General features: G+C 59.6%; 14 protein-coding genes. 3 read left to right on the top strand and 11 right to left on the bottom strand.

What is annotated here, in order from left to right; translation table 11 throughout:
• Position 1 precedes the first annotated feature (1 nt).
• The 3 genes from purE to EKK30_RS04835 form a co-directional block, all read right to left on the bottom strand.
• Positions 2 to 496 carry a 5-(carboxyamino)imidazole ribonucleotide mutase gene (gene purE / locus EKK30_RS04845; RefSeq protein WP_290981085.1) on the bottom strand — a complete coding sequence of 165 codons (495 nt, stop codon included), beginning with the start codon at positions 494 to 496 and terminating at the stop codon, positions 2 to 4.
• Positions 497 to 664: 168 nt separating this feature from the next.
• Complete coding sequence (locus tag EKK30_RS04840) at positions 665 to 1,054, bottom strand: thioredoxin fold domain-containing protein (RefSeq protein ID WP_290981082.1); 390 nt, start codon at positions 1,052 to 1,054, stop codon at positions 665 to 667.
• A gap of 107 nt (positions 1,055 to 1,161) precedes the next feature.
• Complete coding sequence (locus EKK30_RS04835) at positions 1,162 to 1,821, bottom strand: DUF1007 family protein (protein WP_290981079.1); 660 nt, start codon at positions 1,819 to 1,821, stop codon at positions 1,162 to 1,164.
• A gap of 185 nt (positions 1,822 to 2,006) precedes the next feature.
• Here EKK30_RS04835 and EKK30_RS04830 point away from each other — a divergent pair, with 185 nt between their 5' ends.
• Positions 2,007 to 2,975 (top strand): zinc ABC transporter substrate-binding protein, encoded by a 969-nt coding sequence (locus EKK30_RS04830; RefSeq protein WP_290981076.1) that lies wholly within the window; start codon positions 2,007 to 2,009, stop codon positions 2,973 to 2,975.
• Between the two features lie 24 nt (positions 2,976 to 2,999).
• On the opposite strand, the gene phoB is transcribed toward EKK30_RS04830, so the two are convergent.
• The 8 genes from phoB to EKK30_RS04790 form a co-directional block, all read right to left on the bottom strand.
• Positions 3,000 to 3,704, bottom strand: coding sequence for a phosphate regulon transcriptional regulator PhoB (phoB, locus tag EKK30_RS04825; protein WP_290981072.1), 705 nt, complete (start codon positions 3,702 to 3,704; stop codon positions 3,000 to 3,002).
• A gap of 40 nt (positions 3,705 to 3,744) precedes the next feature.
• Positions 3,745 to 4,455, bottom strand: a complete 711-nt coding sequence (gene phoU / locus EKK30_RS04820) for a phosphate signaling complex protein PhoU (protein WP_290981069.1) — start codon at positions 4,453 to 4,455, stop codon at positions 3,745 to 3,747.
• 39 nt (positions 4,456 to 4,494) lie between these two features.
• The gene (gene pstB, locus EKK30_RS04815) at positions 4,495 to 5,280 is read right to left on the bottom strand and encodes a phosphate ABC transporter ATP-binding protein PstB (RefSeq protein WP_290981067.1); all 786 of its coding nucleotides are present in this window, start codon (positions 5,278 to 5,280) and stop codon (positions 4,495 to 4,497) included.
• Positions 5,277 to 6,128 (bottom strand): phosphate ABC transporter permease PstA, encoded by an 852-nt coding sequence (gene pstA / locus EKK30_RS04810; protein WP_290981065.1) that lies wholly within the window; start codon positions 6,126 to 6,128, stop codon positions 5,277 to 5,279. Before pstA ends, pstB begins: the two co-directional genes overlap by 4 nt.
• Positions 6,129 to 6,130: 2 nt before the next feature.
• Entirely contained in the window at positions 6,131 to 7,090 is a 960-nt protein-coding gene (gene pstC, locus EKK30_RS04805; RefSeq protein ID WP_290981331.1) for a phosphate ABC transporter permease subunit PstC, read from the bottom strand.
• Between the two features lie 123 nt (positions 7,091 to 7,213).
• A complete protein-coding gene (pstS, locus tag EKK30_RS04800) occupies positions 7,214 to 8,242 on the bottom strand; it encodes a phosphate ABC transporter substrate-binding protein PstS (RefSeq protein ID WP_290981328.1) in 1,029 nt (342 codons plus the stop codon).
• A 365-nt stretch (positions 8,243 to 8,607) separates the two neighbouring features.
• Positions 8,608 to 9,906, bottom strand: coding sequence for an ATP-binding protein (locus EKK30_RS04795; RefSeq protein WP_290981062.1), 1,299 nt, complete (start codon positions 9,904 to 9,906; stop codon positions 8,608 to 8,610).
• 16 nt (positions 9,907 to 9,922) lie between these two features.
• Entirely contained in the window at positions 9,923 to 10,417 is a 495-nt protein-coding gene (locus EKK30_RS04790; RefSeq protein ID WP_290981059.1) for an Rrf2 family transcriptional regulator, read from the bottom strand.
• A 217-nt stretch (positions 10,418 to 10,634) separates the two neighbouring features.
• Between EKK30_RS04790 and EKK30_RS04785 the strand changes: the two genes are divergently transcribed.
• Both EKK30_RS04785 and EKK30_RS04780 read left to right on the top strand, forming a co-directional pair.
• Complete coding sequence (locus tag EKK30_RS04785) at positions 10,635 to 11,933, top strand: imelysin family protein (RefSeq protein WP_290981056.1); 1,299 nt, start codon at positions 10,635 to 10,637, stop codon at positions 11,931 to 11,933.
• Positions 11,934 to 11,981: 48 nt separating this feature from the next.
• Positions 11,982 to 13,433, top strand: coding sequence for a multicopper oxidase family protein (locus EKK30_RS04780; RefSeq protein ID WP_290981053.1), 1,452 nt, complete (start codon positions 11,982 to 11,984; stop codon positions 13,431 to 13,433).

Genomic DNA, 13,433 nt, shown 5'->3' with positions numbered 1-13,433 from the left:
GTCAGCTATCGGCCGGTGTCTCGGCGACGTCCGCCGAATGCTGCTTGCGCCATGCTTCCAGCCGTTCGGCCAGCGCCTCATCGGAGAGGGCAAGGATTTCTGCGGCGAAGAGGCCGGCATTCTTGGCGCCCGCCTCACCGATGGCGAGAGTGCCGACAGGCACGCCAGCCGGCATCTGGACGATCGAGTAGAGGCTGTCCTGGCCCTTCAGTGCCTTTGACTCGACCGGCACGCCCAGAACCGGGAGCGTCGTCATGGAGGCTGTCATGCCTGGTAGGTGGGCCGCGCCGCCAGCGCCGGCGATGATGACCTTAAGGCCGGCGGCCTTCGCGCCCTTGGCGTAGGAATAGAGCCGCTCCGGCGTGCGGTGCGCCGATACGATCTTGGTCTCGAAGGGTACGCCCAGCTCGGCCAGAATGTCGGCGGCGTGGTGCATCGTCGGCCAGTCCGACTGGCTGCCCATGATAATACCGACGTGCGGCTTGCTGCGGCCCATGATGGCGTTCAAATGCCCCAAAACGGAAACCGCGTCGGTACAGGAGCGGGCCGCGGTTTACAAGGGTTTCTGGCTCCAGGGCTCGGGGAATTCAGGGCAAAACGTCGCCTCGGAGCGCTAAAGGTGGCTTGTCGATGCGCGGGGGCCGTCAGCAAGGCCTTCACGGGGCTAGCGTGCCGATCCGACGAGGTACCCTAGCGACTGGAAGAATGTGTCTGCGGCCACGTAGCCTGGTATGCGCCCTATCTCGTGACCCGACCGCACGACAAGGAAGGTCGGAACCATGGTTATTTCCGACGTCAAATCGATGGGCCCAGCGTCGAGGGTGTTGATGTCAATGAAATGCACCGGCATTTTCGCGGCCTGTTCAGAGGCTTCGTAGGCCGGCAGAAGCTCGCGCCGGAACTGTTGGCAGTAGATGCAGCCCTCAGCCTCGACGACCACGAGTTCCAAGCCCGAGTCAGAACCTTCAGCAGGGCTTTTGGCACTCACACCGGAGACGGCCAGCGGTGCGGAGAGCAGCGCGACAGAACAGAGGGTACGCAGGGCGCGAAGCATTGGGTGATCCCGCGAGCAGGGAAGGGACCCCTCCTTCTAAGACAACGGCCGGGTACCGCCGGGCTAAACCTTTCCGGCTAGTTAATTTTCGTCTTTTAGCGGGACACTCAGAGCTTTTTGCAGCTGACGGCTATCGTTTTGTAGGAGCCGAAACCGACGGCGCCGGCGCCGAACTGCTGAGCCATCGCCGCGCCGAGCTTCTTGGCCTGCTCATCCTGTTTTTCGGCGTCCGGATCGAGAACGGTCGCCGTACAGCCGGTCGGGGCAGACGCGAGCTTAACGGCGTCTGTCTTCTCCGGTTCGAAATCGATGAAGTACGAGGGATCGAACACCGCAAAGGTCAGCCCCTCGGCATCTGCCAGGACTGGCTTGGCGAGCGGCAAGTGGAACGTGAGGTGCAGGACGCCATTGGTATAGTCGAGGTGCGCGTTCGTCGGCGGGAGGAAATTCAGCTGCTCTTCGCCAAGCTTCGCGACGGTGAAATAATTGAACTCCTTCAGGCCATCCATGTTGACTTTCAGAAGGGGTTCCAACTCGTGTTGGTCGTATTTGCCATCGTTGTTGGTATCGAGACCTTCGAGCGCCATGGCGGCATAGGCATCGTCGAAGCTCCAGACGTGGTCGACGCCCGTGACAGTGCCCTTGTCGTAGGTGACGGTCATCTCGTAGGTCACCCACATGTGCGGATGCGCCAAGGCAGGTGCCCCGGCGAGCCCAAGCAGGATGGTGGCTGTGATACAGCGGATTGCCGTCAGGTACTTCTGCAAGGGCGCCTCGAAGCTTAGTGCGTATTGCCGGAAAGATTCCCGGACCTCGGATCAAGGAAACGCACACCGAAGGTGGCGACATTGCGACGTCAGCGGTCAGCCGAGCGATATAGGCATACTCAAGGTTGGTTGCCCCTTGTTCTGTTTAGTTATATTATACGGTTTCATTTATTAAAGGTGACCTGATGACACGCGCTTTGCTCAGCAAAATGAGCGCATTTCTCGTTCTGACGTTTATGTCACTTCCCGTCCGTGCAGGGGAAGCGCCCAAGGTGGTCGTGACGATCAAGCCTATCCACTCGCTCGTAGCGCGGCTCATCGCCGGGATAGGCCAGCCGCAGCTGATTGTCGACGGTTCGGCGTCGCCGCACACCTTCACCCTCAAGCCGTCTACCGCCCGGGCCATCAACGAAGCCGACGTTTTCATTCGCGTGTCCGATACGCTAGAGCCGTTTACGCGCAAGATCGTGTCGTCGTTGCCTTCGGCTGTGACCGTCGTGACACTCATAGATGCTCAAGGCGTCAAGCTTTTCGATCAGAGGCATGGCGGCACGTTCGAAAAGCATGTGCATGGTCACGAGGAGGCGAACGCCGAAGGTCACGCGGAGGAGGCGGAGGACCACGACGAAGACGGAAAGGACGGTCACATCTGGCTGGATCCCGTCAATGCGAAGGCCATTGTTGCGGCGTCGGCAAAAGCGATCGCGAAGCGCTATCCGGAATACGCGGAAAAGCTTCGCCAGAACGAAGCTGCAATCGATGCCGATCTGGATGCGCTCGATCGAGAGATTGCAACCGAGCTCAAGCCGGTTCGCGATAAACCATTCATCGTATTTCACGATGCCACGCAGTATTTCGAGCGGCATTACGGGTTGCAGGCGGCCGGCTCGATTACGGTTAGCCCCGATGTTGCGCCGAGCGCGAAGCGCCTCACGGAAGTCAGAGGTAAGATCGCGGCGCTGGGTGCGGTTTGCGTCTTCACCGAACCGGACTTCCAGCCCAACCTCGTCGCTGCGGTGACGGAGGGATCGCGGTCCCGAGCGGGTACGCTGGATGCGGAAGGGCAGCTCTTGACGTCAGGACCTGACCTCTATGACGTCCTGCTTCGCGGCCTGGCGCACAACCTCGCGGCCTGCCTCACGGCTCCCAGCTGACCGAATGCGTATGTGGAGGCCTCGTTAGGCCTGAGCTTCCGCTTCGCGGCCGTCGAAGACGTATCCAGCACCGCGAACCGTGCGGATCGGATCACTCTCGTTGCCGCGGATGAGCGATTTGCGAAGGCGGCCGATGTGGACGTCGACTGTCCGCTCGTCCACTTCGGAGGACTGGCCCCAAACGCGGTCGAGCAGCTGACTGCGGGAGAGCACGCGGCGTGGGCTTTCCATGAAAACTTCGAGCATCCGGTATTCGGTTGGTCCGAGACGAACCTCGCGAACGCCACGCGTCACTTTGTGGGCGCCCCGGTCCATCGTGATTTCGCCGGAGACAAGGATGTCGCTCATACGTTCGGGCGATGCGCGGCGAAGCAGAGCTTTGACGCGGGCCATCAGCTCCTGCACGGAGAATGGCTTCGTCACGTAATCGTCGGCGCCGGTGGTCAGGCCGCGCACGCGGTCGGTTTCCTCGCCGCGGGCGGTTAGAAGAATAATCGGCAAGCTCTGCGTGTCGGGCCGATTGCGGAGGCGCCGACACAACTCGATCCCGGATATTTTGGGGATCATCCAATCCAGTATCGCCAGATCGAAGCTTTGCTCGGAAAGCAAAAGCTCGGCTTCTTCGCCATCGCCGGCTGGAACGACGTCATAGCCTTCGGACTGAAGATTGTACTTCAGCAGTTCGGCAAGAGGTGCCTCGTCTTCAACAACGATAATCTTGGCTGGCATGATACCGGATCGGAGCTTTGTTCTTAGAGTGGTGTTTTGATCAGCGCGGCGTGATCAAGGTGGACGAGGTCTTGTCGCCCTTCGGCCGATCGTCCGCGATCGGAACGCCGTGAACGAGGTAGTAAACGTTCTCGGCGATGTTCGTGGTGTGGTCGCCGATGCGCTCGATGTTCTTGGCGCCGAACAGGAAGTGCGTGCAGATGCCGATGTTGCGCGGATCTTCCATCATGTAGGTCAGAAGTTCGCGGAACAGCGAGTTATACATGGCGTCGACCTGCTGGTCGTTGCGCCACACCTCCATCGCCTTCTCGGCGTCAAGGGAGGTCAGGGCGTCGAGGACGTCCTTGAGCTGGCCTTGCACCATTTCCGTCATGTGGCGCATGCCGGTCATCAGGGGCTTGGGATAAGCTTCGCCGGCGATCGTGAGCGCGCGCTTGGCGATATTCTTCGCGAGATCGCCAATACGCTCGAGGTCTCCTGCGATCTTCACGACGGTCATGATGTGACGAAGGTCGTTTGCAAGCGGCTGGCGGCGGGCGATCATCACGATCACCTGGTCCTGCAGCTCGCGCTCGAGCTGGTCGACCATGACGTCGTCCGAAACCGCCTTTTCGGCGAGCTTGGGGTCACGGCGCTCGAGTGAATCCATAGCTTGAACAAGAAGCTTTTCAGCGTAGCCGCCCATCTGGGCGATCCGGCGGTCGAGAAGCTTTAGTTCGTCTTCGTACGACTTAACGGTATGTTCGTTCATCGTCTTTGATCCTGAAATCGATTGGCCTCAACGCCACCACTAGCCAAAGCGGCCGGTGATGTAGTCTTGCGTCCGACTATCCGTTGGGTTTGTGAAAAGCTTTTTGGTGTCGCCGAATTCGACCAACTCACCGAGATACATGAATGCGGTGCGCTGAGAGACGCGGGCGGCCTGCTGCATGTTGTGCGTCACGATCGCGATCGTGAACTCGTGCTTCAGTTCATCGATCAGCTCTTCGACTTTCGCGGTCGAGATCGGATCGAGCGCGGAGCAGGGTTCGTCGAACAGAATGACTTCCGGACGAATGGCGACGGTGCGGGCGATGCAGAGGCGCTGCTGTTGACCACCAGAGAGTGAGAGGCCGCTCGCGTGGAGCTTGTCCTTCACTTCCTTCCAGAGCGCAGCCTTCTCCAACGCGGATTCGACGCGGGCGTCGACTTCCGATTTCGGCAGGCGCTCATAGAGCCGCAGACCGAACGCGATGTTTTCATAGATCGTCATCGGGAAGGGCGTCGGCTTCTGGAACACCATGCCGACACGCGAGCGAAGGAGGTTCAGATCCTTCATGTCGAGAATGTTTTCGCCGTCGAACATGATCTTACCCTCGGCACGCTGGCCGGGATAAAGATCGTACATGCGGTTCAACACGCGCAGGAGCGTAGACTTGCCGCAACCGGATGGACCGATGAACGCCGTCACCTGCCGCTCGAACAGCGGCATGGAGATGCCTTTGAGGGCCAAGGACGACCCGTAATAGAACTTCAGGTCTTGGACCGAGATCTTTTCGGTCAAGCCAGTGTCGACGTCTTTTGACATTACGTTCATTTGGGGGTCCTCGACGTACCAAGATAACGTGCCGCAATGCTAAGCGAGAGCACCGCTGCGGTGATGAGCAAAGCGCCAGTCCAAGCGAGGCGTTGCCAGTCCTCATAGGGGCTGAGAGCATATTGGAAGATGACAACAGGCAAGCTCGCCATCGGAGCATTCACATCGGTGCTCCAGAACTGATTGTTTAGAGCCGTGAAGAGCAGCGGAGCGGTCTCGCCGCTGACGCGGGCAATCGCGAGAAGAACGCCTGTGATCATGCCGGCGCGGGCAGCCTTGTAAGCGATCTTACGAATGACCAGCGACTGAGGCAAGCCGAGCGCGGAGGAAGCCTCTCGCAGCTGGTTCGGCACCAGCACCAGCATGTTTTCCGTGGTGCGCACGACGGTCGGGATCACGAGAACCGCCAGCGCGGCCGCGCCGGCGATGGCGGAGAAGTGGCCCATCGGACGAACGAGGACTTCGTAGACGAAGAGGCCCGTGACGATCGAAGGAGCGCTGAGCAGAATGTCGTTGATGAAGCGGATCACCGACGAGACCTTGCTGTAGCGTCCGTACTCGGCGAGATATGTGCCGGCGAGGATGCCGATCGGTGTGCCGATAAGCACGCCGAAGAACGTCATCAGCAAGCTGCCGGCGATCGCGTTCAGGAGACCGCCGTCGCTGCCCGGAGGCGGTGTCATCTCGGTAAAGACTTTGAGGTTGAGACCCGCGAAGCCTTTGAAGACAAGTGTGGCAAGGATAACAGCCAGGATGGTCAAGCCCAGGCCTGAAGCTGCCCAGCAGAGCGAAACCGTGATCGTGCTGCGTAGCCGGCGGCGGCGATATTTTGCGAGGTCAAGGGCCATCGTTATACTCCTGCCTTCTTCTCAATGCGCATCAGCATGAAGCGCGCGAGAGCAAGGACGACGAACGTGATGAAGAAGAGGATGAGGCCGAGTGCGATCAGCGACGATGTATAGATGTCGCCGACAGCTTCGGTAAATTCGTTGGCGATGGTGGCGGAGATCGTCGTTCCGGGCGCCAGGATCGATTCCGAAATACGGTGAGCGTTGCCGATCACGAATGTCACGGCCATCGTTTCACCGAGAGCGCGGCCAAGGCCCAACATGACACCGCCGATGATGCCGACGCGCGTATAGGGAATGACGACGTTGCCGACCACTTCGCGGGTCGTCCATCCCATGCCGTAAGCGGCCTCCTTGAGGACCGGTGGTACCGTCTCAAAGACGTCGCGACAGACGGCCGTGATGAAGGGCAGCACCATCATCGCAAGAATGAGGGCCGATGTCAGGATGCCGATGCCGTAGGGAGGACCGGCGAAAAGTCCGTTGAGCACCGGGATCGGCTTGAAGAATGCGATCAGCTCGGGCTGCACATATTGCTGGAGCATGGGTGCGAAGAAGAACAGGCCCCAAATGCCATAGATGATGCTCGGAACGCCGGCGAGCAGTTCGATGGCGATGCCGATGGGCCGGCGAAGCGGCATCGGGCAGAGTTCGGTGAGGAACACCGCAATCCCGATCGAGATGGGCACAGCAACGATCATGGCAATCGCGGATGTCACGATCGTTCCGTAAATCGGGGCGAGAGCGCCGAACTGTTCGGTGACGGGATTCCAAACTTCGGTCGTCAGGAAGTTCAAGCCGAAAGTCTGGAACGCGAGCGAACCACCCATCACGAGCGACACGAAGATCGCGCCGAGGAGAATAAGGACAAGATAGGCGGACGAGTGTGTCAGCAGGCGGAAGAAATTGTCTGTCGTCTTGAGACCTTCGAGAACTTTGCGTCTGGCCGCCGCCGCGGCCATCGCTTGAGAATTGGCGTCTGTCATGAAGGTCAAGTTTCCGCTCCCCACCGATGAAAAGGCATCAATAGAATAAAGAGACCAAGAGGCGCCCGCACTGCGGACGCCTCCCGATCTTGCAAAGACTTAGTTGGAGAAGACCGGCTTGTTGTCTTCGCCGACGACTTCGCCCCAGCTCTTCTTAACGAGAGCGACGACGCTGTCGGGAAGGGGAACGTAGTCGAGTTCTTCAGCGGCTTTGCCACCCTTGGCGTAGGCCCAATCGAAGAACTTCAGTGCGTCCTTCACAGCGGCGACATCCTTCGGCTTCTTGTGGATCAGGATGAACGTTGCGCTGGTCAGCGGCCAGGTGGTGTCGCCGGGCTGGTCGGCCAGGATCACGCCAAGGCCCGGAGCGGAATTCCAGTCGGCGCCAGAAGCTGCTGCCTGGAAGGATTCGATCGAGGGCTCAACCGCTTTGCCAGCCTTGTTGACGAGCTTCGTGTGCGAGAGCTTGTTCTGCTTGGCGTAGGCGTATTCGACGTAGCCAATCGAACCCTTCGTCTGCTTCACGTTGTTGGCAACGCCTTCGTTGCCCTTCGCGCCGATGCCCGTCGGGAACTGAACCGAGGCGTTTGCACCGATCTTCGACTTGAAGTCAGGGCTGACGGCCGAGAGGTAGTTCGTCCAGTTGAACGTCGTGCCCGACCCGTCCGAGCGGAAAACGACCGCGATGGCATCGGAAGGAAGCTTCGCATCCGGGTTCAGCTTCTTGATTGCCGGGTCGTCCCAGGTCTTGATGTCGCCGAGGTAGATCTTGGCGATCGTCGGGCCGTCGAGGACGAGTTGTCCTGCCGAGATGCCATCGATGTTGACGACGGGAACGATGCCGCCGATGACGGTCGGGAACTGGACCAGGCCGTTCTTGTCGAGCTCGTCGCCCTTCAGCGGCTTGTCGGTCGCGCCGAAGGTGACCGTGTTGGCTTCGATCTGCTTGATGCCGCCGCCGGAACCGATGGACTGGTAGTTCAGACCAACGCCGGTCTCTTTCTTGTAGGTGTCAGCCCACTTTGCATAGATCGGATACGGGAACGTGGCACCCGCGCCGGAAATGTCGGCTTTGACGGGAGCGGTCGCAGCGGCTGTCGCCGCAAACGCCGCTAAAAGCGCCAGAATAGACTGTTTCACTCGTGGTCTCCTTGTTGAACGGGGGCTTGAGGCCTCGCCACTCCATCTGCCGGGCGAACCCGGCAGCAACTCTCTAGTCCAGTTAGTTCACGCCTTTGTGAAACGTTAACGCATTGATTCCGTTTGGAATTTAATTCCAGCGTTAATGTATCGATCTCGTGCGATGCTCTTTTTGAGAACATTCGCGGGTAATCCGCGCTCCCCACCGGCGCATTTTCGGCAAACGACTTAGGTGATCTGGCTTAGGCCAAGCCAAGCGGTTGGCAGTCATCGCACTGTCATCATTCACGTGTCCGTTCTAGCGGGTCCACGCAATGGAAATGTGACAGTTCAACTATCTGATTTTATTGTCTTTATCTGTATGCAGGCAAAACGACTTTAAAGTTTGTGCCCTTTCCGACGACAGATTGGACGGTCAACTCACCTTCGTGTCGGCTGAGTACGTGTTTGACGATGGCCAGTCCCAATCCCGTGCCGCCGATCCGGCGGCTGTGCTCGGTGCTGACGCGGTAAAAACGTTCCGTAAGACGGGGCAAATGCTCGGGCGCGATGCCCGGACCGTTATCGGAAATAGACACAAAAGCACGCGCGGGAAATTTGTCGTCGCGCGGCCCGATTTTCTTCGAGATCGAGATTTTGACCTCACCGCCATCGCGACCGTATTTCACGGCATTCTCGACCAGGTTGTGAAAAACCTGGAAGATCTCGTCGCGGTCACCCATGGCGACAATCTGTGAATCGTCTGGTGCTTCAACGTCGATTGTAATGTTGCGTCCTTCGGCAAAAACCGAGAGCGACCGCGTCACGTCCTCCATGAGATCATTGAGGTCCACCCGGCCTGTCGGCTTCAGGTTGGCTTTCTCTTCAACACGGCTGAGCAACAACAAATCATCGATGAGGCGTGTCATACGCTCCGCCTGATCGGCCATGATGGCGAGAAATCGCTCGCGCGCCTTCTCGTCGTTTCGCGCTGGACCCTGCAGTGTTTCAATGAATCCGCGAACGGATGCGAGCGGCGTTCGCAGTTCATGGCTGGCGTTGGCGATGAAGTCGGTGCGCATTTCAAGCAGACGATGCTGCTCGGATTCATCGTGGATCGTGATCAAAGCGGCGATGGGCGCGCGATGTGTGGCGGCGCCGAGAGGCGCGACAGTGGCGATAAGACGCTGGCCGGCGACGCCGCGAGGCACAAGGCGCGCGGTGCCTTTCTCGCCGTTCTGCAGTGCCTCTGATACCGCGGTGATGAGTTCGGGATCGCGATTGACGTGCTCGAGCGGCACGCCGGGACGCAGCCGATCGAAGAGGCTGTTGGCCGCCGCGTTGTAATTCAACACGACGGAGGATTCGTCGAGAACGATCGCCGGATCGGGCATCGCAGCAGCGAGGTCGATCCAGGTCAGGTTCTTGTCAGAGCTTGAGCCGATGCCAGTCATGTCACTCGCTTTCTGATCAAGCGTAGCGCGTGGCCATGCCAATAGAATTGCGGCAGCCGCAAACAATCCACAAGCGAAGAAAATTCCGTCGCGGAGTGGCCCGATCGCCCACACTGATATGGAAGCGAGCACGAGAAATACGGTGGCGCAAAGTGCGGCCAAGATGAGCCGGGTCTTCGCAGGGATCATCGGCGATGCAGTAATCCCGATCAAAGACATAAGCTAGCCGCCAGCCTCAGCCTCGCCGCGAGCCCCGAGCCACCGGCTTTTTGCTGCGGACTTTGCCACCGTGGTCGCTTTCTCCGTTGGGTTCCGTCTCGGTAATGCCCATCGGCGATTTCACCGCAAGTTCCGCTAGGGTGTGTTGATCCAGAACGGAGATGAATGCCATCAGGGCGTCGTCGAACATAGCATTGATGTTGCCCGGGCTTGCGGATGTCCGGCCACTACTGCCGCCGCCCTCGACCGTGACCCGAGTGACCTCGATGGCCCGCACCACGTCGCCAATTTTGATCGTGGTGGCAGGTTTGGCAAGGCGGACGCCGCCGTTCGGACCTCTGACCGCCGACAGAAAGCCAGCGTGGGACAGGATATGAACTATCTTGAAGACATTCTGCTTGGTAACGCCAAGCCGGTCTGAAACATCCGCGACCTTAACGAGCTGATCTTTGGCAAGAGCGCACTCGATCAGAATGCGGATCGCGTGGCCAGTCTGCTTCGTCAAGCGCATGCTGTGAATTACCCGGGTCGCGCGCCCGCGACGGAAAAAAACCTAGTCCCTGCTTGTTTCACAAATCTTGACCGGGTGGCAAGGGGCGGGAGTGGCCCGGAGTTCACTTGACAGTCAGAGTGCCGCGCATTCTATACCTTCCCGGTAAATATTCGGGGTCGGCAGTCCGCTCGAGGCTCTTGCGGATGCCTAATGGTCATCGTCACGGAGAGGCAGAATGTCGAAACTTTCACCCGCGCGCCGGCGCGCTGTTCAACTCGTGTTTTTGGCGGCGCTGGCGACGAGCGCCGCGGCCAATCCAGTGATGGCGGCTCCGCCGGCGACCAAGGACATCATGAAGAATTACGGCGACATGGCGGAGGCGATGTACTCCGACGCCCTCGCCAAGGCCAAGGACCTCGACAAGTCGATTGATGCCTTCCTTGCGGCACCAAGCACGGAGACGCTCGCGGCGGCCCGCGACGCCTGGAAAGCTTCGCGTGTTCCCTACATGCAGACCGAAGGCTTCCGTTTCGGTAATAAGGTCGTCGATGATTGGGAGGGAGAGGTGAACTCCTGGCCGCTCGACGAAGGCTTGATCGATTACGTCGATAAGGCGAGCTACGGCGACTCGAAGGAAGAAAATCCCCTCTACACCGCGAATATCATTGCGCACAAGAAGATCCGCCTCGGGCCGAAGATGCTCGACGCAAGCAAGATCGACAAGAAGGTCATCGCCAAGCTCAACAGCGCGCTCGACGTCGAAGCGAACGTCGGCACGGGATATCACGCGATCGAGTTCCTGCTGTGGGGGCAAGATCTGCACGGAACGGGACCCGGTGCGGGCGAGCGTCCGGCCAGCGACTACGATCTGAAAAATTGCACGCACGAAAACTGCGATCGTCGGCGCGACTACCTGAAGGCTGCGTCGGGTCTTTTGGTCGATGATCTCGAAGAGATGGCCGGTGATTGGAAGCCGGACGGCAAGGCTCGCAAGGCGCTGGCTGCCGGCGATGACAGCGCCCAGCTCTCGACCATTCTGACGGGCCTCGGCTCGCTGTCATACGGCGAACTTGCCGGCGAGCGCATGAAGCTTGGTGTGCTTCTGCACGATCCTGAAGAAGAGCACGATTGCTTCTCGGACAACACGCACAACAGCCATTATTACGACCAGGTCGGCATGATGGAGATCTGGAACGGCAAATACGACGGCCCCACGGCGGTCAGCGGCCCCAGCATCGCCGCACTCGCACGCGAGAAGGCGCCAGATGCCGCCAAGCGTGTCGACGACGCGATGGCCAATACGCTCGAGAAGGTCAAGGCGATCAAAGCCAAGGCCGATTCAGGCGAAATGGCTTACGACCAGATGCTGGCGGCCGGAAACGAGGCAGGCAACAAGTTGGTGCTTGATGCGGTCGACGCCCTTGTGGCACAGGCGCGGGCGATTGAAGCGGTCGTCGCCGCTTTGAACCTCAAGGTCAAGATTGAAGGCTCCGACAGTCTCGATGATCCCGATAAGGTCGCGACCAAGAAGTAATTGCGGCTCGTCTCTGACGATATCGCTTCGTGCCGACGAGCTATCTCGATGGTAACACGCCGCGACCTCATGTTCGGGGCCGCGGCGTTCGCGGGAAGCGCGGGCGCGGGCTTTCTGTCCGTCGGCCGGCCCGTTGCAGCCCGCGAGGTGATCGCCGAGCCCATTGCTCACGGCGTAAAGTCGATCGCATTCGATCTTGCCGAGAGACCAACATCGTTGCCGTGCTTCAACGGCCGGACGCTGCCGCTATGGACGTTCGAGCTCGCGACGACGTTTCCGATCGTGCGCGTGAAGCTCGGCGAACGTCTGGATACCGTTTTTCGGAACAACCTGCCGCGCGAGGGCGAAGTCGCCTCCATTCATTGGCACGGGCTGCGAATTCCCAATACTCAGGATGGCGTGCCGTACATGACTCAGCAGCCTATCCCGCCTGGCGGTGAGGGGCGCTACTCATTCGTGCCGCCGGACACCGGCTCGTTCTTTTTTCACACGCACTGCAATTCGGTCGAACACTTTGGCCGCGGGCTGATGGGAACGCTCATCGTCGAGGGTGACGAGATCACTCCTGCCGACGGCGAAATCGTTCTGATGATGAAGGACTGGCGCATCGGCCCCGACGGCAAATTCCTTCCGTTTTCCACCGACGAAGGCGCTGCCAAGAGCGGAACAGCCGGAACCGTCCGCTCGGTCAATGGCGCGACGTCGCCTGTCATATCCGTCCCGTCGGCGGCGAACGTTCGCATTCGCTTCTACAACCTCGATCCCATGCGCATTTCGGAAATCGGGTTCGAAGACGCGCAGGCCGCCATCATCGCGCTCGACGGAAACGGCGTGCCGCCGATGCCGCTCGAATCCTGGCGGCTTGGAACGGCGATGCGCGTGGACATCCTGCTGCGGACGGCAGCACCGGGAGGTTCGATCAAGCTCTACGATTACTTTTCGGCGGAGCCGTTCGTGCTCGCTGAATTCAAATCGGAAGGCCCGCCCAAGCGCACGGATGCATTCGTACCGACGCCGCTCAAGGTCATGCCATTCGCGAAGCTTGACGAAGCGAACGCGCAGCTCATTCCGTTCGAGTTTTCCGCGACGCCGACCGGCGCGGCAGTGGCAGCAATCGGCGCCGGACCTGGTATTGAGATCGGCCCGCTGTGTCTTGCCAAGCGTACCTTCTGGGCCATCAACAAGCAGGCTTGGCCGGGACGCGATCATCGGGATCTCGGGCCGCCTCTTGCGGTGCTAAAAGCCGGTCAAAGCTATATCTTCGAACTCAACAACACGACACCGCGCGCGCATCCCATTCATATTCACGGACACACGTTCGAGGTTTTGAATTCGAGCAAGCGCGATCTGCCACGTTTTCGCTGCGACACCATTCTCCTCATTCCAAATGAGCGCATTCAAGTCGGACTAGTGGCCGGAGAACCCGGCAAGTGGATGTTTCATTGCCACATCCTGGAGCACCAGGAAGCCGGCATGATGGGTTACATCGAGGTCGTGTGA

This window comes from Hyphomicrobium sp. (genome assembly GCF_003987855.1).
GTDB lineage: Bacteria > Pseudomonadota > Alphaproteobacteria > Rhizobiales > Hyphomicrobiaceae > Hyphomicrobium_B.
Note: the sequence above shows the minus strand (reverse complement) of the source record. Positions and strands in the feature narration are given on the sequence as shown.